General features: G+C 37.1%; 29 protein-coding genes. 4 read left to right on the top strand and 25 right to left on the bottom strand.

What is annotated here, in order from left to right; genetic code table 11:
• Positions 1-36: 36 nt before the first annotated feature.
• From EO112_RS00145 to EO112_RS00025, 25 genes are all read right to left on the bottom strand, one after another.
• A complete protein-coding gene (locus EO112_RS00145; RefSeq protein WP_127162329.1) occupies positions 37-459 on the bottom strand; it encodes a hypothetical protein in 423 nt (140 codons plus the stop codon).
• Positions 460-476: 17 nt separating this feature from the next.
• Positions 477-1,499: a major capsid protein gene (locus EO112_RS00140; protein ID WP_127010632.1), complete on the bottom strand. Its 1,023-nt coding sequence runs from the start codon at positions 1,497-1,499 to the stop codon at positions 477-479.
• A 14-nt stretch (positions 1,500-1,513) separates the two neighbouring features.
• On the bottom strand, positions 1,514-2,137 hold the full coding sequence (locus EO112_RS00135) for a hypothetical protein (protein ID WP_127162327.1): 624 nt from the start codon (positions 2,135-2,137) through the stop codon (positions 1,514-1,516).
• Positions 2,130-2,486, bottom strand: a complete 357-nt coding sequence (locus tag EO112_RS00130) for a hypothetical protein (RefSeq protein ID WP_127162325.1) — start codon at positions 2,484-2,486, stop codon at positions 2,130-2,132. The genes EO112_RS00135 and EO112_RS00130 overlap by 8 nt, the downstream gene beginning before the upstream one ends.
• Positions 2,483-4,210, bottom strand: a complete 1,728-nt coding sequence (locus EO112_RS00125; protein ID WP_127162323.1) for a portal protein — start codon at positions 4,208-4,210, stop codon at positions 2,483-2,485. Before EO112_RS00125 ends, EO112_RS00130 begins: the two co-directional genes overlap by 4 nt.
• Before the next feature lie 9 nt (positions 4,211-4,219).
• Positions 4,220-4,429, bottom strand: a complete 210-nt coding sequence (locus EO112_RS00120) for a hypothetical protein (protein WP_127162321.1) — start codon at positions 4,427-4,429, stop codon at positions 4,220-4,222.
• A gap of 23 nt (positions 4,430-4,452) precedes the next feature.
• Entirely contained in the window at positions 4,453-5,796 is a 1,344-nt protein-coding gene (locus tag EO112_RS00115; RefSeq protein WP_127162319.1) for a hypothetical protein, read from the bottom strand.
• The gene (locus EO112_RS00110) at positions 5,783-6,187 is read right to left on the bottom strand and encodes a terminase small subunit (RefSeq protein ID WP_127162317.1); all 405 of its coding nucleotides are present in this window, start codon (positions 6,185-6,187) and stop codon (positions 5,783-5,785) included. Before EO112_RS00110 ends, EO112_RS00115 begins: the two co-directional genes overlap by 14 nt.
• 174 nt (positions 6,188-6,361) lie before the next feature.
• Positions 6,362-6,796, bottom strand: a complete 435-nt coding sequence (locus tag EO112_RS00105) for a hypothetical protein (protein WP_127162315.1) — start codon at positions 6,794-6,796, stop codon at positions 6,362-6,364.
• Positions 6,797-6,814: 18 nt separating this feature from the next.
• Entirely contained in the window at positions 6,815-7,009 is a 195-nt protein-coding gene (locus tag EO112_RS00100) for a Lar family restriction alleviation protein (RefSeq protein WP_127148189.1), read from the bottom strand.
• Positions 6,987-7,280, bottom strand: coding sequence for a hypothetical protein (locus EO112_RS00095; RefSeq protein WP_127010650.1), 294 nt, complete (start codon positions 7,278-7,280; stop codon positions 6,987-6,989). The genes EO112_RS00100 and EO112_RS00095 overlap by 23 nt, the downstream gene beginning before the upstream one ends.
• Before the next feature lie 29 nt (positions 7,281-7,309).
• Positions 7,310-7,759 carry a hypothetical protein gene (locus tag EO112_RS00090; RefSeq protein WP_127162312.1) on the bottom strand — a complete coding sequence of 150 codons (450 nt, stop codon included), beginning with the start codon at positions 7,757-7,759 and terminating at the stop codon, positions 7,310-7,312.
• Positions 7,760-7,832: 73 nt separating this feature from the next.
• Positions 7,833-8,483, bottom strand: coding sequence for a dUTP diphosphatase (gene dut / locus EO112_RS00085; protein ID WP_206168558.1), 651 nt, complete (start codon positions 8,481-8,483; stop codon positions 7,833-7,835).
• An 80-nt stretch (positions 8,484-8,563) separates the two neighbouring features.
• Complete coding sequence (locus EO112_RS00080; protein ID WP_127162310.1) at positions 8,564-8,947, bottom strand: DUF5651 domain-containing protein; 384 nt, start codon at positions 8,945-8,947, stop codon at positions 8,564-8,566.
• 85 nt (positions 8,948-9,032) lie between these two features.
• Entirely contained in the window at positions 9,033-9,221 is a 189-nt protein-coding gene (locus tag EO112_RS00075; RefSeq protein ID WP_127010655.1) for a hypothetical protein, read from the bottom strand.
• 12 nt (positions 9,222-9,233) lie between these two features.
• Positions 9,234-9,602 (bottom strand): single-stranded DNA-binding protein, encoded by a 369-nt coding sequence (locus EO112_RS00070; protein WP_164723922.1) that lies wholly within the window; start codon positions 9,600-9,602, stop codon positions 9,234-9,236.
• 11 nt (positions 9,603-9,613) lie between these two features.
• Positions 9,614-10,405 (bottom strand): hypothetical protein, encoded by a 792-nt coding sequence (locus EO112_RS00065; RefSeq protein ID WP_127162305.1) that lies wholly within the window; start codon positions 10,403-10,405, stop codon positions 9,614-9,616.
• Between the two features lie 210 nt (positions 10,406-10,615).
• Complete coding sequence (locus EO112_RS00060; protein ID WP_127162303.1) at positions 10,616-10,978, bottom strand: HNH endonuclease; 363 nt, start codon at positions 10,976-10,978, stop codon at positions 10,616-10,618.
• Positions 10,971-11,297: a hypothetical protein gene (locus EO112_RS00055; RefSeq protein WP_127162301.1), complete on the bottom strand. Its 327-nt coding sequence runs from the start codon at positions 11,295-11,297 to the stop codon at positions 10,971-10,973. Before EO112_RS00055 ends, EO112_RS00060 begins: the two co-directional genes overlap by 8 nt.
• Before the next feature lie 107 nt (positions 11,298-11,404).
• Positions 11,405-11,782, bottom strand: a complete 378-nt coding sequence (locus tag EO112_RS00050) for a hypothetical protein (RefSeq protein ID WP_127162299.1) — start codon at positions 11,780-11,782, stop codon at positions 11,405-11,407.
• Between the two features lie 50 nt (positions 11,783-11,832).
• Entirely contained in the window at positions 11,833-12,069 is a 237-nt protein-coding gene (locus EO112_RS00045) for a hypothetical protein (protein WP_127162297.1), read from the bottom strand.
• A gap of 155 nt (positions 12,070-12,224) precedes the next feature.
• Positions 12,225-12,557, bottom strand: coding sequence for a hypothetical protein (locus tag EO112_RS00040; RefSeq protein ID WP_127162295.1), 333 nt, complete (start codon positions 12,555-12,557; stop codon positions 12,225-12,227).
• A 303-nt stretch (positions 12,558-12,860) separates the two neighbouring features.
• The gene (locus EO112_RS08415; protein WP_127060969.1) at positions 12,861-13,043 is read right to left on the bottom strand and encodes a helix-turn-helix transcriptional regulator; all 183 of its coding nucleotides are present in this window, start codon (positions 13,041-13,043) and stop codon (positions 12,861-12,863) included.
• Between the two features lie 442 nt (positions 13,044-13,485).
• On the bottom strand, positions 13,486-13,692 hold the full coding sequence (locus EO112_RS00030) for a hypothetical protein (RefSeq protein ID WP_127162293.1): 207 nt from the start codon (positions 13,690-13,692) through the stop codon (positions 13,486-13,488).
• A 78-nt stretch (positions 13,693-13,770) separates the two neighbouring features.
• Positions 13,771-13,968: a helix-turn-helix transcriptional regulator gene (locus EO112_RS00025; RefSeq protein ID WP_127148175.1), complete on the bottom strand. Its 198-nt coding sequence runs from the start codon at positions 13,966-13,968 to the stop codon at positions 13,771-13,773.
• Positions 13,969-14,139: 171 nt separating this feature from the next.
• Here EO112_RS00025 and EO112_RS00020 point away from each other — a divergent pair, with 171 nt between their 5' ends.
• From EO112_RS00020 to EO112_RS00005, 4 genes are all read left to right on the top strand, one after another.
• Positions 14,140-14,529: a helix-turn-helix transcriptional regulator gene (locus EO112_RS00020; RefSeq protein ID WP_127148174.1), complete on the top strand. Its 390-nt coding sequence runs from the start codon at positions 14,140-14,142 to the stop codon at positions 14,527-14,529.
• Positions 14,530-14,558: 29 nt separating this feature from the next.
• Positions 14,559-14,831, top strand: a complete 273-nt coding sequence (locus EO112_RS00015; RefSeq protein ID WP_127148173.1) for an ImmA/IrrE family metallo-endopeptidase — start codon at positions 14,559-14,561, stop codon at positions 14,829-14,831.
• Between the two features lie 15 nt (positions 14,832-14,846).
• The gene (locus EO112_RS00010) at positions 14,847-15,269 is read left to right on the top strand and encodes a helix-turn-helix domain-containing protein (RefSeq protein ID WP_127162291.1); all 423 of its coding nucleotides are present in this window, start codon (positions 14,847-14,849) and stop codon (positions 15,267-15,269) included.
• Between the two features lie 96 nt (positions 15,270-15,365).
• Positions 15,366-16,412 carry a hypothetical protein gene (locus tag EO112_RS00005; RefSeq protein WP_127162289.1) on the top strand — a complete coding sequence of 349 codons (1,047 nt, stop codon included), beginning with the start codon at positions 15,366-15,368 and terminating at the stop codon, positions 16,410-16,412.
• The last annotated feature ends 271 nt before the right edge of the window (positions 16,413-16,683 follow it).

The raw sequence follows: 16,683 nt of genomic DNA, 5'->3' as shown, positions 1-16,683 counted from the left end.
GAAAAGGACTACCCGAAGGTAGCCCTGTAGTTCATCTTATCGTAAATCAATATCTGGTGTTAAGGCAGCAAATAATACATTGGAATTGATACTTGCACTAGCTGTTACCTTTAATTGTACATACCGCTTCAATCCGTATGGCAATAAGACCGTTAATTTAGATCCCTTTTTGGCATCTAATTTATACGTTCCTAATACCGTTGGGCTCGTAATCGTTACATTCGGCGGTTGTTGACCTGCCACACGTTTCTTTAACAACGTAGAGGATGCAGAATCACTCGTTTGTAATTCAACTGTTAATTGCCCAGAGGTACCCTTTAAATTATTCATTGCCAAATATAACTGATTGTAGGCATCACCTTCTTTCACAGTATCTACTACATCAGAATAAATGGTAGTTCCCGTTGAGTTATAACTTTCTTCACCAGGGAAAAATGTGTTTTCAAAATCTGTAATCATTGTAATACCTCCTTGACCTATACATTGGCGATTGGGTCTTCATCTGTACGAAGTACATCACAAGATTTTACTTCAATACCTGCTACATAAATTTTTGGCATTTCACCCATAACCTCTTGACGTGTTACATGAATATTGTTTTTATCCGTTAATGCTATTTCTAATGCTGTTTTAATCTCCTGTGGTACATATGCCACTGGTTTAATACGTCCACTATCTAAATTACGAAGACGACCCTTCGCATAAATAAAGGATTCAATAAATTTTTGACGTTGAGATGCTGTAGCACTAGCCAATTGACTAACATCAATATTACGGATAGCCGCTACACGGCGTGGGTCTGCTACCGTAAGCCCTACATCCCAACTAAATAACGTTTCTACTACTCGGAATTTATTTCCTTCAAAATCAACCGCATCAGTTTCACCTAAATCTTTTTTAGTTAATCCTGCTTTAGATCCTCTAGGATAAATCCCCATGACACCATCATCACCATGACATACAATCCAAACGGAGCCACACTTACCAGCTACAGTACCACCCATATTAACATTTTGGTATCCATAGTGTGTCTTATCTGTAGATAACACATTATATCGTTTAGCTAACCCATTAAACTCGCCCACATTGATATCTGTATCGCCGTAGAACAACATACTTGCCACGGTTTGACCAAAGCCTTCAATGTGTGCTGCATCTTCTGTTTGTCGAAAACGCATTGGGTCATTAGATAACATAAGCAACTTTACATCTACACTAGAACGGTCTTCAAGCATTGCGGCCGTATCTGTTACTTGTCTAGTGCTAGATTTGGTGTTTGGCACACCACGGTTAATCGCACGTACGTGAGGGTTTGGCAATGCTGTGCGTTGTGTTGTTAAGTTACCAGTAGGTAAGTTACCCTCTTTGAAACGTAAATCTTGCATGATAGGATTAGCTTGGTTTAACACCTCAATAATACTATCAATTCCATCTTTTGAACCTTTATACCGTTTATGTAAATCCATTAACGTTAATGCTTCTGTACCAAATGTTGGCATAATTCATCACTCCTTTATTTATTCTTATATGCATCAAAATTAGTATTGTCATAAAACTCTACTCCAGATCCGCTGCCATATCCACTTAAACGGCCTGCATCTTCTGCTACTAGATCGCCAATCGTAGCAAATGCCTTTACTAGGGCTACATTATTCCCAATGCCATTCACCATGAGCACCTCTCGCAGATTGGGAATATCTTTTTCTAGGTATTCAATACCCGCTCCTGCTTTAGCAATGGTGGTATCAAAATTGGAACCTAATTCCTTTACAGTTTCTTCTTTCCAACTTTCTGCTTGTGCCTCTTGTAATCCATCAATATGATTCAGCAAGGCATCTCCCATAGTTTGTAGATAGCCCATACCAAACTTAGCGATTTGCTCCGCACCTTCTTGAGATACACCAATGTTACGAAGAATTTCACCAAAGGCCTCCGCATTCTGCTCATCAATACTTTCCCCTTCACCTAATAAACTGGTAAAGTCATATCTATCAGGTGCTCCTGTAGTTTGTTCTGTCGTATTAGCAGTGTCCGCAGAATGTGTTGAGGTATCCGTTGTACTATTTGTGTTATCATGAGTATCTTGTACCTCTGTATTTGGTTCTTGTGTCACTGTATTTGTGGATTCATTATCCATTTGACTCTCCCACCTTTCTTGTTATCAATTCATTAATACGCTCTTGATGTTGAATGTATTCTAGCTCCGCTAATTGCTTTTGCTCTATACCTTTTACACCAAGTAATGTAGCAATATTCTTTACTATATCTATGCCTACAGACCGTCTTCCTTCATTAAAGAATGATTGGGAATTGCCTGTAAAAGTGGTCTGCATGATACAGCATGTATCTAGTAAACGCATGAGAAACCAACGCCCCTCTTCGGTGCTTAATACGGCTTCTAGCCCCTTGCGATCCCGATTCTGAATTTCCATCTGCCGAATCTCTCGAATGAGTTCGTCTTTCTTCTTTACACCATACTCTATCATTCTTCACCACCTAATCCTGGCATGCCTAGCCAATTTCCTACTGCTGATTGATTAGTATTCGCCGCTTCCGCCATATCCTTTGTCGCTTTCGCTAGATTAGGGGCTTGTTCTAACATCTGCTGTTGTTGCATTTGTTCTTGTTGTGCCATCATAGCTTGCTGTTCTTGCTCTAGCTTAGCTTGTGTCTCTTCATCACTAAAAGACATCGCAGCAGGTGCGCCTAAATACTTGAAGTATTCATTGACAAGTCCAATTGGGTTAATTTTAGCTTTCACCTCTGGATATACCTGCATCATATTCATGGCAAAACCAAATGCTTGTTCGATGGTTGTTAAACCTGCCAATTTTTGTGCTTGTGCTAATGGCGAAGTAAAGTCTACTTTAATTTCTTTATCTGATAACGTTTCCCTAAGTTCTTCTGGTATTGGTGGAAATATTTTCGCATCAGATAGAATAGCATACGTTCTTTCAATGACATTATTTAGGAACTCATATTGCAATCGTTCTACTACAGGGCCTAGTTGTTGTAACTTTTCCTGTGTACGTTCCATGACCTCCCGTGCCGTCATTTGACCACTATCTAGTTGTTCTAACATCAAGAATAGGTCTGCATTATAACAGCGCTTAATATTCTCACGTGTTTCCATGACAACTTCCCCTAATGGGCCTAATTGCATGTTAACGTCAAACAAGGGTTTTACCACATCATTAGGGTTATCTGTGGTTGTAATTCCCCCTGGAATAAGGTTCACATTATACGCTAGAGAAGAGGATACTTGCATGGGCGGTTTTACCATTAACTCTACCGCTCGCAATCTATCACTCATCAATGTTTGTAACATCTTTACATCATCATTGGCATACCACCCAGCACCAACAGCGTAGGTTTCATTTCCTACCACTTGATACCTTGCCACACATACAGGAAAGGTATTGAATCCACCTACTTCTAAAAAGGTTTCTTCCCCTTCTAGCCAATAGTAACTCCGATATTTCATATGCCGTTTACCGATTTTACCGTTTACATAGTCCCTATTAGGTTCTACTAACCAATATACAGTGTATGTATCTGCACTATAGGTATGATTACGAAGTAAGTCTTGCATTCCAGATGGCATAGATTCTACGCTAAACTGCTCTGCAATCTGCATTAAGGTCATAGACCGCTTCACAGTAAATGTATCTACGATACCATTACTCCCTACACTCATCGCATAGGTGCCAATCGTAAACTGTTCTACACGAATACCTGTACGAGTATCTCTAAATATGCCCATGGCAGCTTGTCCATAGGCTAATTCTTGGTAAGCTTGGTAACATCCTATATAGAAATTACTCTTCCCAAAAATAGCCTGCATAATCTCATGTCGTTGATCTAGGACAGCTGACATTTCATGATTAGCCTGTAATCCACTATTAGCCAGCGTAAGTTTAAACCATTGTCTGCTTGGCGGTGTTAACCCACTCATGACTCCACTAGCAAAAATATCATTACAATGCGATGCATAGCTATCCAATAGATGACTCGTATCATAATCAATGGCTTTTCCATTTGTGTCATTCAGTTTACCTATGAAAGGTAACTGGTACTTCTTAATCTCACGCCATACTTTTAGATGTGACTGCTGTGCATCGAATAAGCGCTCTACCTTTTGACTGACTTCTTTTGTATTGCCTAGTTCTTTAAATTTAGCACCTGTAGGGGCTCTAGCCAATAAACTCATAGAATCACCTTATCCTAACTTATTACGTCCTGCATTAGACAACAATGTATCTGTTGTACGAGTTGAGGAGAATCCACGTTTTTTACGTTGCGCTTCTTTCGACATCGTATCATCATCTACCTCATTATTCTCTACCGTAGGTGATGGTGCTGGAGGTTTAATCTCTGGCACCTCTGGCTGTTTAACTCCTAATAATTTTCCTACGAATCCACCACACATAGTATCCACTCCTTTCTTTGTTGTTAACCAAATGGATTATATTTTGTATTGGCCATTTGTGGTACTGCTTGCGCATACATATCCTCTTGGGGAACTGTATATGCAAATGTTAGAGCCAAGGCATCCCCTTTATCTGGTGAGTGCCCTAGTCGCTCTTTAATTTTGTCCTTACTCTCCAGTACGATACGTCCCCTGGTGTCAAAGCTATAGGTTGGAGTTGCTAGGTCAGCTCGCAGTGAGCCATCATCTGGCAAACTTCCTCCTTGTTTGATCCATTGGGCCATTTCATACCACATTTCAGCACGTTTATTAACAAATCGTTCCGATTTCGATGCTTGGCTTCCAAATGGTACTTCGATAATATGACGGTAACCCATCTGCCGTAGACGGTCTATTACTCCTTCACCTCGACCAGCATCTATAAAGACTGCTCTAGGCTTATTCTCTTGGATAAGCCCAGCCACAATATTAGCAATTTGCATGTTATCTAGTCCCTTGTACCGCAGTGGCTTATAGGCAACTAATCCCTTGCGTATTGCAATTGTGGTTGCATCGTCACCAAAACGTGCAATATCTACACCTAACACAAGCGGACTATATTGAATATCTCGTGGTGCTACTGTCCGCTTCATGGCCATATTAATATCATCAATACTAACCAATACATTTTCTGCACTAGCTGTGAAATCACAATATAGCTCCTGTCGAATGGCATTTTCTGTCATCTCGACCATCATTGCCTGTAATTCTTCTTTCGGTATGATCTGGCTATCATCAACTGTATATATACATGTATACCACCCCGAATTAGAATCTTCTTGTAATTTCTGTGCTTTTAAAAAGAGTTCATAGAACCGATTTTGCCCTTTAGGAGTTCCTATGAATATAGCCCATCCCGTTCTATCAGATAAGGCTGGACGAATAATTTCATCGAACACTTCAGGTTTCATTTGAGCGTATTCATCTAGTACTACACCATCTAAATACAACCCACGTAAACTATCTGGGTTATCTGCCCCTCGGATATAAATTCTCGGTCCTGCACGGCTCCTATGTTTGGTTGGTAACTCTACATATAATTCACTTTCATTCACCCGTATACCTGGTATGACACTGGTATAAAACTTCAAATACGACCAAGCAATTAGCTTAGCTTGCGTTCGTAATGGCGCCACATATGCATATTGCGGTGATGGCAAATTATTTTGTATCGCCATTTTTATCACATGGTTAATGGTAGCTACCGTTTTTCCAAACCTTCGATGTGCGACAATCACATTAAAACGATGTGTTTCTATAGCTGGATGTATGAAATCTCTCCACAAGGGTCTTGGTGTGTATGGAATTGTTATGTTAATCCTCTTCACCTTGTCCCTCCCATCCAATGGCTAATTGTAAAGCGCCACCATCTTTTCCTGTCAGTTCTGTTTTATCCACAGGTTTATACCCAGCTCTGTCTAAAAAGTCTTTTGCCACTGTAATTCTTTCTCGTGGTTTTGTCTTAGGATCTTTTAGGATATTACACATGACACGAAAGGCTTCTTTGGCTTCAAATACAAAGGCTTCCCGTAACTCTCTATCCATATCATCCTTACAGGCTTGTAAGTATGCCAACACTTCATTATCCTTCATAAGATTAGAGGCTTGTTGCTGAGCTGATTTTTCACTATACCCTGCATTAATTGCTGCCTGTCTCATATTCTTGCATTTTAATGCCATATATTCTTTTACAAATCGTTTCCGTTGCTCAGTTAACATAGTTCCTCACCTCCTAGATTTGAAATATTTTGGCATGAAAAAAGCACATTCTTTAAAGACTATGTGCTAAAAGTCTTGGTTTGATGTGTATCTATGATTATGTAATGACCGCCTTATGTAGGTTATGCCCATCACATACTATTAATATATCACACTTTTTTTCGATTTTGTCGCCTACTTTTTTGATATTTTTAAAACTCGATGTTCTACCATATACAACGACATAATTTGTAACAGTTCATTAATCGCTGCATAGTAGACATCTCTTGTTAGACCCATTGCAATCATACAGTTAATAGACCGCTGTTTCCCATAATACTTACGTTCACATAGCTCTCTTAGAACTACATTCAACTCACATTCACAAGACTCAACCGCTTCTATTAATCGTTCTGGATAGTCAATATGTATTCTTGCTTTGCCATCAACAATACATACCTCTCGCAAAGGAGTTATATTTGATACCGCTTCTTGCCCTGTAGGGTCTTGTATCAATCCACCTCCAGTTTTCTTTTTTACTGGATCTAACCTAGCTTGTAAAACAGCTCGTTTTATATCTTGGTAGTGATACAAATACCACTCTACTTGCTTTTTTAGTTTTATATGCATTGAATCACCACCTTATTGTTATCTACTATTCCAAGCCTTTGCCGTAGCTAAATACTGTGGCTTATCTTCAAAGGATACGGTAGCACCACAAACATCACATACCACCATATTATGTCGTACTCCCGTGCCTACGCCAATCACTGTGCGCACCTCTGGGTTCCGACAAAATGGACATGGTGCCAACCCATTTTTATAGTTTGCCTTTTTCTTCATAGGTTCTCCTAGGTGATTCACTCTTAAGCCTTGCTTCACGAAATTTCTTTTGTTTTTCTAGCATGCAAAGTCTTTCTTCCTCTGACATACGCCCATGATAAACATCTACACAAGGCTCCTCACTTAGTAAATTATAGGCAGACGCCCTTTGTTGCGATACTCTACTTGCCCTTTCCTTCACGGCACGATTCGTCTTAGCACAGTTTGTACAATAGATTTGTCTAGCAGAACCATCAAAGAGTTTTTCACAGCGCTTACATCGTTTTATCATCCTAGCATATCCCTTTCGCTATTCAATGATTATTTGCTTTCAAAGAGTTGCTCTTGTGCCCTTCTGCCCTGTATATATGATTTGGTTTCATTGAGCATTTTGTTCACTAGTGTAAGCTCCTTTTCATCAAGTTCTATCCAGTCGGTAACATATTTAAGGCTAGATTCTTTTGTAATTGCAGTTCCGCTAAATCTAACATCACTTGGTATTTGAGTTATTTTTCCACCAACAACCGCTTCCATATATTTGATTTCTAGACGTTTTACAATCAACATGACACCAAGAAATATATAGTCTCCTCGTTCTGATCTCATATGACTATTTACAATGCTTACCAATGCTTTCCAAGCGTTATAAAATGACTCTCGTCCATCTTCTCGTGCCGTCATAGAGTATACAGACTTTCCACCTGTATCATTTTCTTTTACATAATCAAATGTTTTTGTACTACCAATAACAGCTATTTTACGAATAAGCATAACATCACCTCCTCATAACCTAGTGTATTTCAGCATATTCTTACTAATCTTATGCGATAATGGTTTTCTACATTTATTTCCCTGTGGATCCAAACCCTTTATCTCCTCGATCTGTTTCAGATAATTCTTCCACTTCAACTAGGTTAATTTTTGGTGTTGGTACTAAATAGCCTTGCGCAATTCTATCACCTTTATTGATTTGATAAGGGATCATGCCCTTAGTTTCATCATTGACATAAATAGCTGCTACTTCTCCACGATAATCTGAATCAATAACTCCTATCGAATTTGGCATACGCAATGGTGTATCTACCCCCATAGAACTACGTGGTACTAATTGCAATACATATCCTACTGGCACCTCTAATGCTACGCCTAAGCCAATTCTATACGTACGCTCTTCCCACACAGTGACATCTTCTGCTGCATAGAAATCTAATGCACCACTTCCTTCCGTTCCATAGGTAGGTAATATGGCATCCTTATGCATACGTTTTACCTTCATAATCATTCCATTAGCAGTACCCACTGATTCTGTATGTTCTGTGTTTGCCACAGGTTGCGGTGAAGTATCCGCTTCTACAGTAGGTGGTGGTTCTACTGTCGGTGGTTGTACATTGCCTACTTCCTCCGCTTTATGTTCTTCTGCATGTGTCTCTTCTGTATGGGTTTCTTCCACTTTATTTTCTTCTACACCTGGTTGCACTGTATTTTCTAATTCCATGATTAATCTCCTTGTCCATAACAATAGTAATTTAAAAGTACCACGGTAACTTTAACTTGTATCCATAGCGTCCCCTCCTCTTAGCACTCTACTTTATAAGGACATCGCCCACTAGGACACGTCTCATCGAACACAGGTACCTCCACATAAATCATAGCTACCCGTAGCTCACAATTCTCTATATCGTCCCCTTCCTTTGTGCAGGATAGGCAACTACCTTGTAGGGCATGTTCTGCTAAGGTACTTAGGTACCCCTCTTGCTCTCGGATTTCCGCATCATCAATAGTCCCTTTCTGAACAATTTCTATGTCGTACCGTCCTATAGCCCTTACGATTTCTCGTTTTGCATCTTCATCTAATCCATCAACTAAATTAATCATCAACTTATGCGCTAGGGTGGCACACATATTCGCCATTTTTTTGTTTTCTTTTTCTAAATGCAGTGGCTCTATGATATCTCTCATAACCCTACTTATAAATGCTACGGTGGTAAAGTTCTGCTTGTTTTTAGCATTAAAATATCTTAGTGTGCCTGCATTAGGATTTATCTTAGGTTCTTGCTTTATAGGCTTTACATTTTGTGCACCGATTAGCATTCACAATGTACCCCTTTCCCTCTATATATAAATTTATATTTCGCTCTGGACATTCACGTGTAGTAAATACTCCACCAGTTTTAGTAACGATATTGGCATGCTTACATGTTCTCGCTTTCTTATACTCCTTGGGTCTTCCCATGCTGACTCCTTTCTAAAACGGAATTTCCTCATCATTTTTAGTAAAAGCATCATAGTGGCTGCCTACATCTTTTTGTTTTTTTAATTGTATTCCTACTCGATCTGCTATTACCTCTGTGATGTATCGTTTCTCACCATTCTTTTCATAGGATCTCGTTTGTACACTACCTACCACAATCAGAGGCTGCCCTTTTTGTATAGTCCCTACTTCTTCTGCATAGGTCCATGCCACGACATTATGAAAGGAACTAATCTCCTTATCCTCTGAAATACGCTTATTCGTAGCTATCGAAAATAAACACACTGCCTTACCTGTTTTCGTGTATCGTAGTTCTGCATCTTTCACTGCATAGCCTACAAGTACGATTTGATTGTTTTCCATACTAACCTCCTTTATGTACAACATCGTTCTATATGAACTCTATTTCTTGGTGTATTCAACTCTTTTGTTTTCCACCACTTTTGATTACTCTTCGGTTCCTCAATCTTTATGAGACGATAAAATCGATAGGGATATCCAGCTAAACTTACTCCCTCTACAATACTATCTGTCTCTACGTAGTATCCTTTCGGTGGAGTAATGGCTTCCGCCCAAGTGTTCGAATGTAATCGCTCTTTTTTTACTTTTGGTTTCTCCAAGTTTTGGCTAGATACCCATTTACGTTTAAAACCAGTAGCCTCTAACTTACGATCACTTTCCTTAACAAAATAGCTTGCAATCCGAACCGCATCACGCCACTCACCTTGATAAGCTTCTTTTTTAGAATATCCGTGAGGCCATAACCCTTTTAACTCTTTCACCGTCATATCTTGTATTCGATTCACTAGCATATGAAAGTGTATCCTACGTTCTCCTTCACAAGTGTAGATATACTTCAACGGTTGTCCTAGCTTTGTATACCTTCTACGCAGCTTTTTGATGAACAATGTAATATCTTTTTTTGCTTGCTCCAAAGTGGGTTCTATTTCATAGGTGAGAGTAATATAAAAATCTTCTTCATGAAAATTGATATCTATTAACATACGCAACTGTGCTTCTGCATTCTTTTGATTCTGCAATGCCATTTGCAGTGGTGTAATCTTTTCTTTCTTTTGTCGTGCACTTTGTTTCTTATACGTTCGTCCTGTATGGTAGTCTGTCACTTCACACATTGTTTTTCCGTATACTTTTTTTCGATATCTCATCCGTACCTCATATGGTCGAAAAAATAATATACATATCTAGTCAATACAAGGCCTTACAGCCTTTTATTTTATTTCTAATATCTATATCATTTTTCTCTGAAAATATACTATTGCTCTATATTTCTTCTACCATATGTGGTATACTATAAATAAGGTTGTATCTACATATGGATATATGAGACCACTTAGTTCCCGCTAAGTGGTCTTTTTTTATGCGCTGCGTTCTGCTACTTTTTTCTTTAATACTTTCTTGATGGCTTTGGACTCTGGACCATGCACTACTGCATGATGGCAATACCAACATACACAACATAAATTATCTATGTCATTCGTTCCACCATTTGAACGAGGTTCTATATGATGAATCTCTTGTGCTGGAGCTCCACAGATAATACAGCTGTGATGATCCCTTGCTTTTACTACATCTCTCATCTTGTTTAATTCATACTCATATTGATTTCGCTTTTTACTTCGTGCCTTTAGTGGAGTTCTTTTTAATTGTGATGTTCCCCTAGATAAACCAGTCTTTGCTCGTAATGGTGTTTTTCTCTGTAGTGGTGTTCGTTTAAGCATGCCATTCCCGTCCTATCTGTGATTCTACGATGCGTAACTCTAGCTTTTTAATATTGATAGCCTCATCTACGGAACGATACATGACTCTTGCCTTATCTCGTTCCATTCGTAACTGACTAACAGACACATCCCCAATGACTAATTCACGAATCAATGAAACGGCTGTCTTTTTATCTCGTTCTTCTTCGATTTTTCTCGCCTTGGCCAACTTATAGGCACGTTCTGTTTCTGCTAACTTGATACCTCGTTCTTTCAATAAAGCTAATGCCGTATTCAATTCACTTCGTAATTGCTGTAACTCTTGCATTAAATCTTGCATGTGCTCGCTCCTTAAGATGTTTTTGATGACAATCTTTACATACTTTAATAACTTTTCCATCCTCACGAATATATAACCCACCATTGTTGGTGATATCCAAACCGCACTTAATGCATTTCATTTTCTTCATGTTCTGCCACCTCTTTTGTAATAGCTTCGTAATATTGATTTTTAACAGGGTACCGTTTTTCGATACGAATCTCTTCCGCCACAATATGGACAACCTTAATCCCTTGCAATAGTACAGCTTCTCGTTCCTCGTAGTGTTCTGCTATACGCATGTATGTTAATGCTACAGCTATGACACTCCACATCAATAAGGACATAAAGATATACTGTTTATTAGTAGGCTCTAACAACCAACACATAACAGGAGAACTGCCTGCTATTAGCAATGTTATTTTTAATAATGTATTATCTCTTATATCTGCTAACCAAAGGAACTGCTTTCCAATCCATTTCAATACTTCCTTAATAGATTCCATGTTTGTTTTCCTTTCTGTGATATACTCAATTAAATAGAATCACTTACTCATTAATTGCTAATGGAGCTTTCCATACTTTCTGCCAAAGAAATGATATCTCGCAAGTCATCTAACGGATCAACCTTGTAAACCATTCTCCCTTCTTCCCAATACTCAACGATAGTTCTATTAGGGAAGAGGGGATTATTATTTTCTACATACGTTAACTTTGTTATAGTCACTCTTTCAGCACTTATAAATGTTTTTGAGTCAGTAACTTCATCAGCATATATCTCATGATTTCTCATAGGTACACCTCCATTGCCCCATAGATGTTTTTAGATAACGACATCTTTCACAATGCTCCATACATATAATGTTATCCACCTGGCTACAATGCACATAGGCTCTAGTTTGTTTATCCCTTTCATCGCATATAGTACATATAGCCTTTTTTCTTTTTTTAATCATTGCCAAGTAACCGTTTCAGATACGATTGCGATGGCATAATTCCATCTGGTGTAACTAGGACAATCGTACGTTCACGTCCAATGTCATCTCCACGTAAATATGCTAATAGCCGTGGTTTAATGACTGAGTATGTATGTGTGTTTGTTTCACGATTGTGGATTACCTCTACATACGGTAAATCCCCTGATTTACCACCAGCCATCAATCTTGCTTTCGTATACCCTAAGGCAACCGCTGCCACATCGAGTGGCGCAATATCTGGTAATAACTCTACACGATCCATTACATTGTCTAAAGCTTTTAACCTAGTCATTAATTCATCCATGATGTACTCCTTTCTTCTAACTATATTTTTCTGTATCTATTCAGTTATAGCTGCATTATTAAGACGAAACCTAGAAAATCTCTAATGTGATTTTTATAGGACCTTTTACTATTTCTGAACACTCCAATTCATACCGAAGAGGAGTGTTCTTTTTTAGTTTCTCCTTATGCAATATATTTTTAGGACATAAGCTAGTTGATTCAAATTCTTTTTCTTCTATTTGACTTTTAAATCTAATACTTCCTATCCAGTTTCCATCTGTCTGGTACTTATTATTTTTCTTGCCATATAGTTTCTACCTCCCTATAGCAACTCATCTATAGTACATTGAAGGTAATCAGCTACTGCCTTTACATTACTTAATTTTGGATTCGATGTTCTCCAATGGGATATGCTCCCTACGGAAAGTTTTACAGAGCGCTCCAGCTTGGCAATGCTGACGCCTTTCTCCTTGCACTTCTTCTTAATGTTTTCATAAATTTTCATGGTCTCCCTACCTCTTTATGCTGAATACATTCATTGACTTTCAAAACCGTATATTTTATAATCAAATTAATCTCAAAACTTTTTTTCTAACACGAAAGGAAGTGGTTCTTATGAGCCAATTTTTGATGATTGCCTGTGCCTTTTAATATCCGAGCTCGCTTTGGCTTAAAAGCGGTCGTCCTAGCGGCCTAAGGAAGATTAACTCCCATAGCAACGGTCTTTTCAACCGTTTGTTTGTCACAGCTCTAATAGATCGCAGCGTCTAGTATATATCGTCTATTTCATGCGGTGACCGCAATGCAAGAGGTAGGCAAACCCCTATTGGCAATATAGTTTTGACTTGAAAACCCAAAACTATATTGGTTAAGCAGCTAAGAGTATTTAATGCTCTTGGCTGTTTTTCATTTCTTTTACTCTTTTTCTTTATCCATTTGTCACAGCCTTACATCTCACAAAGTCTTGGATCGGGATCAAAGTCACCTAATTTTAGATAGGCTCTAGCTTTTGCTAATTCAGCTTCACCCATTTCAAAATATCTGCGATTTCTTGTCTTTCCATGCTTTCTATAGAGTTCTAGTGCATCATCGAGCGCCTTGATGTGTAATGCCTCCAAGTATTCGTTTTGTTTTTCTGTTAATCCTGGTAACATATTCCCTCCTGGTAAAGTTTTGCTTCATTTATTTAGTTATTACCTAATTCTAGTTATATAACTAGAATTTAATTCTAGTTATATGCCAAAAAAAATATAATCAATTGGTATTTCATAGGTTTCGGAAATCTTCTTTTGATAAAGTGCATTCACGAGATGTGGGGCTTTTTCCCATTTTAATAATCTATCTTTACCGATTCCAATAAGCCTAGATGCCTCCATAATCGTTAAATTTGCATTTACTCTAGCAGCTCTTAAGCTAATTTGAATATGCATAATTAACCTCCTCTCATTCAATCTTTTATTTTATAACTGAATTGTACTAGAATATAATTCTATTGTCAAGATTTATTTTCTAGTTTTATAGTTTTATTGTTGCTTTTTTCAGAAAAATATTCTATTATATGCATATGAAGTATATTATAAAAGAAACTAGGAGTTTATATTATGCCATTATCTAATGAAGAAATCAGAAAGCTATTTAGCCAAAGGTTATCTCAGCTCATGCAGAAACATAATATAAATCAAGTTGAACTATCTAAAATTTTAAATGTTACAGAATCTACTGTTGGTAAATGGTTACTAATGAAATCAATCCCCCGAATGGGGATAATTCAAAAGCTGGCTGATTACTTTGAAGTAGGAAAAAGTTACTTTTTAGAAAAAGATATTTCAACCGATGGATATTATACAGATCCAGAAGCTGCTGCATTTGCTGAACAAGCTAGAACTAATCCAGAAATCAGAGTGTTATTTTCTGCTTCAAAAGATTTAAAAAAAGAAGATATGCAAGACGTCATAAAATATGTTGAATTTTTAAAATCAAAATATCAATAATTTAAAATTATTTTAAGGAGTTGGTCTTAATGATCGTTCATATCGTTAGTTGTAATTTAAGAAATGCTAATGCAGTACTTGTAAGTTCCAATGATTTTGATGTCTACACGATTCTTGTTAATAACTCTTTATCTGAAGCAAGACAAAAAAAAGAGGTCCTCCATGAACTGAGACATATCATTCAGGGTGACCTCTTTTCTCATATCAATGTGCAAGATATTGAAATAATAAACCACAACTCCTCATCTGCTTTTGAAGATTATCAAGATATAAATTTTTATTGGCATGTCGTAGACTACTAGAGAGAGGCGTTGTATATGTCTAAAATCGTAACAACTTTCAGTGAACGTCTAAAGGAAAGTTTAAAACTAAAAAATATTAAGGCTATAGAACTCGCTCAACTATCAGGTATATCTAGGGGCGCTATCAGTTCGTATCTATCAGGTCGTTGGAAAGCAAAACAAGATAATATATATCTTCTTGCAAAAGCACTTAATGTAAATGAAGCATGGCTCATGGGCTATGATGTTCCTATGGAATCCGTACGTCCACAAAATAATTATTCTACCTCTTCTCTATCTCCTGGCTATATAGGTGAGCCTAATCATATAGAACTGAAGCCAATCACATACTCCCCTCAACAACAAACTCTACTTGCTGAGACCGCTTCATTTACTGAGGAACAATATGATAAGCTATTTGACTATATTAACTTCCTTAAGCTTTCTAAATCTTCTTAAATCTTTATAAAAAGAGAAGCCTAGGATCTTATCCTTGACCTCTCTCATACTTAATTTAATGATTCAATATTATAATTTTTATATAAAGGAGTAAACATGTCAACTTCACATCTTTTTCTTTCAGATAATATTTATTTTACTATTGATGAATTTTCAGATAGAAAATACTGGTTTGTTAGAACTAACAGCGGTGAATATTATACTGAGTATTTTAATGAAGGATTTATTGCTGTTGGTCTAAATGAGTTCAAAGATACTGAATTTATTACAAAAGCAGAATCTGACCCTTCTTATAAAAGAGCTCTCTATGAAAAAATTAAGGCAATGTTAACAGACGGTACTGATAAAATTATTAAGCCTGGATTAATAATTAACCAGCTAAAAAGATTTATGATTGAAATGTCTATTGGTGATATTGTTTTAATTCCTAGCGAAAACTCTCAATATATCTCTTTTGGTGAAATTACTAGCGATGTTGAAGTTATTGATGAATCTCTTATTGATGATGATGCATGCAGCTACACAAAACGTAGAAAAGTACGTTGGATTAAAACTATAAAAAAAGAGAACCTTGACCCCTATTTATTCAAAGCTATCTATTCCCACCATATGATTACCGACGTTACTGAAGCATCTCATTTTATAAATAGATCTCTATCTAATTTGTATGTTAAAAATAATAAAGCTTACATTACATTTAATGTTAGAACCACAAATGCAATACACGCACAAGACCTTAAGCCTTTATTATATGGATTTTCTGACATTGCAGAACAAGCAGATTTTCCTGCTGATATTATTAAAGACCTAAAAGGTATGGAGCTAAAAATTAACGTACAATCTCCAGGGCCTATTGAATATATTTGCTCTTACAGTGGATTAGGTATTATTCTTTTCATACTTTTCCTAGTTCAATGCTATCGTTCTACTGAAAGGGCAATGAAACAAGGCGGAGAAGTTGATATTTCTATAGGTCTAAAAGGACTATCCTTAAAGCAAAAATTTAATCCCCCTTCTAATATATCCTATGATGAGCTTGAAAAGAAAATCAAAGAAGACCCCAAAGCTCTAGATATTTTAAAGGAAATTGCAAATGCAATTAATACCTTAGAAGTCCAAACTCCAACAGAAAAAAGAGACTAATAATAGTCTCTTTGAATACAGGAAATTTCTATGAACTTGTATTGAATATATGTAGCTATTGCCAATGCTATAAAAGGACTGATATAAACTTCGTGAATGTATATATTAAGTTCTGTAAAATATACACATGGCACGAGTAACATAATTGTTATGATACAGTTTATAAGCATTCTAAGAATATATTCTAACTGATATAACTTGTTCACCTTTATCACTCCAAACCTTATATTTACAATACAATCTATAGGAAAATAATACCGTAGTTTTCTAA

Origin of the sequence: Veillonella sp. VA141 (assembly GCF_003992175.1) — a bacterium.
Lineage (GTDB): Bacteria > Bacillota > Negativicutes > Veillonellales > Veillonellaceae > F0422.
This window is presented reverse-complemented; position numbering and strand designations above follow the sequence as displayed.

Excerpts from the sequence above, each read along its gene's own strand:
- EO112_RS00145 (WP_127162329.1), bottom strand. The coding sequence starts at position 459 with ATGATTACAGATTTTGAAAACACATTTTTCCCTGGTGAAGAAAGTTAT.
- EO112_RS00140 (WP_127010632.1), bottom strand. The coding sequence starts at position 1,499 with ATGCCAACATTTGGTACAGAAGCATTAACGTTAATGGATTTACATAAA.
- EO112_RS00135 (WP_127162327.1), bottom strand. The coding sequence starts at position 2,137 with ATGGATAATGAATCCACAAATACAGTGACACAAGAACCAAATACAGAG.
- EO112_RS00130 (WP_127162325.1), bottom strand. The coding sequence starts at position 2,486 with ATGATAGAGTATGGTGTAAAGAAGAAAGACGAACTCATTCGAGAGATT.
- EO112_RS00125 (WP_127162323.1), bottom strand. The coding sequence starts at position 4,210 with ATGAGTTTATTGGCTAGAGCCCCTACAGGTGCTAAATTTAAAGAACTA.
- EO112_RS00120 (WP_127162321.1), bottom strand. The coding sequence starts at position 4,429 with ATGTGTGGTGGATTCGTAGGAAAATTATTAGGAGTTAAACAGCCAGAG.
- EO112_RS00110 (WP_127162317.1), bottom strand. The coding sequence starts at position 6,187 with ATGTTAACTGAGCAACGGAAACGATTTGTAAAAGAATATATGGCATTA.
- EO112_RS00105 (WP_127162315.1), bottom strand. The coding sequence starts at position 6,796 with ATGCATATAAAACTAAAAAAGCAAGTAGAGTGGTATTTGTATCACTAC.
- EO112_RS00100 (WP_127148189.1), bottom strand. The coding sequence starts at position 7,009 with ATGAAGAAAAAGGCAAACTATAAAAATGGGTTGGCACCATGTCCATTT.
- EO112_RS00095 (WP_127010650.1), bottom strand. The coding sequence starts at position 7,280 with ATGATAAAACGATGTAAGCGCTGTGAAAAACTCTTTGATGGTTCTGCT.
- EO112_RS00090 (WP_127162312.1), bottom strand. The coding sequence starts at position 7,759 with ATGCTTATTCGTAAAATAGCTGTTATTGGTAGTACAAAAACATTTGAT.
- dut (WP_206168558.1), bottom strand. The coding sequence starts at position 8,483 with ATGGAATTAGAAAATACAGTGCAACCAGGTGTAGAAGAAAATAAAGTG.
- EO112_RS00080 (WP_127162310.1), bottom strand. The coding sequence starts at position 8,947 with ATGAGAGATATCATAGAGCCACTGCATTTAGAAAAAGAAAACAAAAAA.
- EO112_RS00075 (WP_127010655.1), bottom strand. The coding sequence starts at position 9,221 with ATGGGAAGACCCAAGGAGTATAAGAAAGCGAGAACATGTAAGCATGCC.
- EO112_RS00070 (WP_164723922.1), bottom strand. The coding sequence starts at position 9,602 with ATGGAAAACAATCAAATCGTACTTGTAGGCTATGCAGTGAAAGATGCA.
- EO112_RS00065 (WP_127162305.1), bottom strand. The coding sequence starts at position 10,405 with ATGAGATATCGAAAAAAAGTATACGGAAAAACAATGTGTGAAGTGACA.
- EO112_RS00060 (WP_127162303.1), bottom strand. The coding sequence starts at position 10,978 with ATGCTTAAACGAACACCACTACAGAGAAAAACACCATTACGAGCAAAG.
- EO112_RS00055 (WP_127162301.1), bottom strand. The coding sequence starts at position 11,297 with ATGCAAGATTTAATGCAAGAGTTACAGCAATTACGAAGTGAATTGAAT.
- EO112_RS00050 (WP_127162299.1), bottom strand. The coding sequence starts at position 11,782 with ATGGAATCTATTAAGGAAGTATTGAAATGGATTGGAAAGCAGTTCCTT.
- EO112_RS00045 (WP_127162297.1), bottom strand. The coding sequence starts at position 12,069 with ATGAGAAATCATGAGATATATGCTGATGAAGTTACTGACTCAAAAACA.
- EO112_RS00040 (WP_127162295.1), bottom strand. The coding sequence starts at position 12,557 with ATGGATGAATTAATGACTAGGTTAAAAGCTTTAGACAATGTAATGGAT.
- EO112_RS08415 (WP_127060969.1), bottom strand. The coding sequence starts at position 13,043 with ATGAAAATTTATGAAAACATTAAGAAGAAGTGCAAGGAGAAAGGCGTC.
- EO112_RS00030 (WP_127162293.1), bottom strand. The coding sequence starts at position 13,692 with ATGTTACCAGGATTAACAGAAAAACAAAACGAATACTTGGAGGCATTA.
- EO112_RS00025 (WP_127148175.1), bottom strand. The coding sequence starts at position 13,968 with ATGCATATTCAAATTAGCTTAAGAGCTGCTAGAGTAAATGCAAATTTA.
- EO112_RS00020 (WP_127148174.1), top strand. The coding sequence starts at position 14,140 with ATGCCATTATCTAATGAAGAAATCAGAAAGCTATTTAGCCAAAGGTTA.
- EO112_RS00015 (WP_127148173.1), top strand. The coding sequence starts at position 14,559 with ATGATCGTTCATATCGTTAGTTGTAATTTAAGAAATGCTAATGCAGTA.
- EO112_RS00010 (WP_127162291.1), top strand. The coding sequence starts at position 14,847 with ATGTCTAAAATCGTAACAACTTTCAGTGAACGTCTAAAGGAAAGTTTA.
- EO112_RS00005 (WP_127162289.1), top strand. The coding sequence starts at position 15,366 with ATGTCAACTTCACATCTTTTTCTTTCAGATAATATTTATTTTACTATT.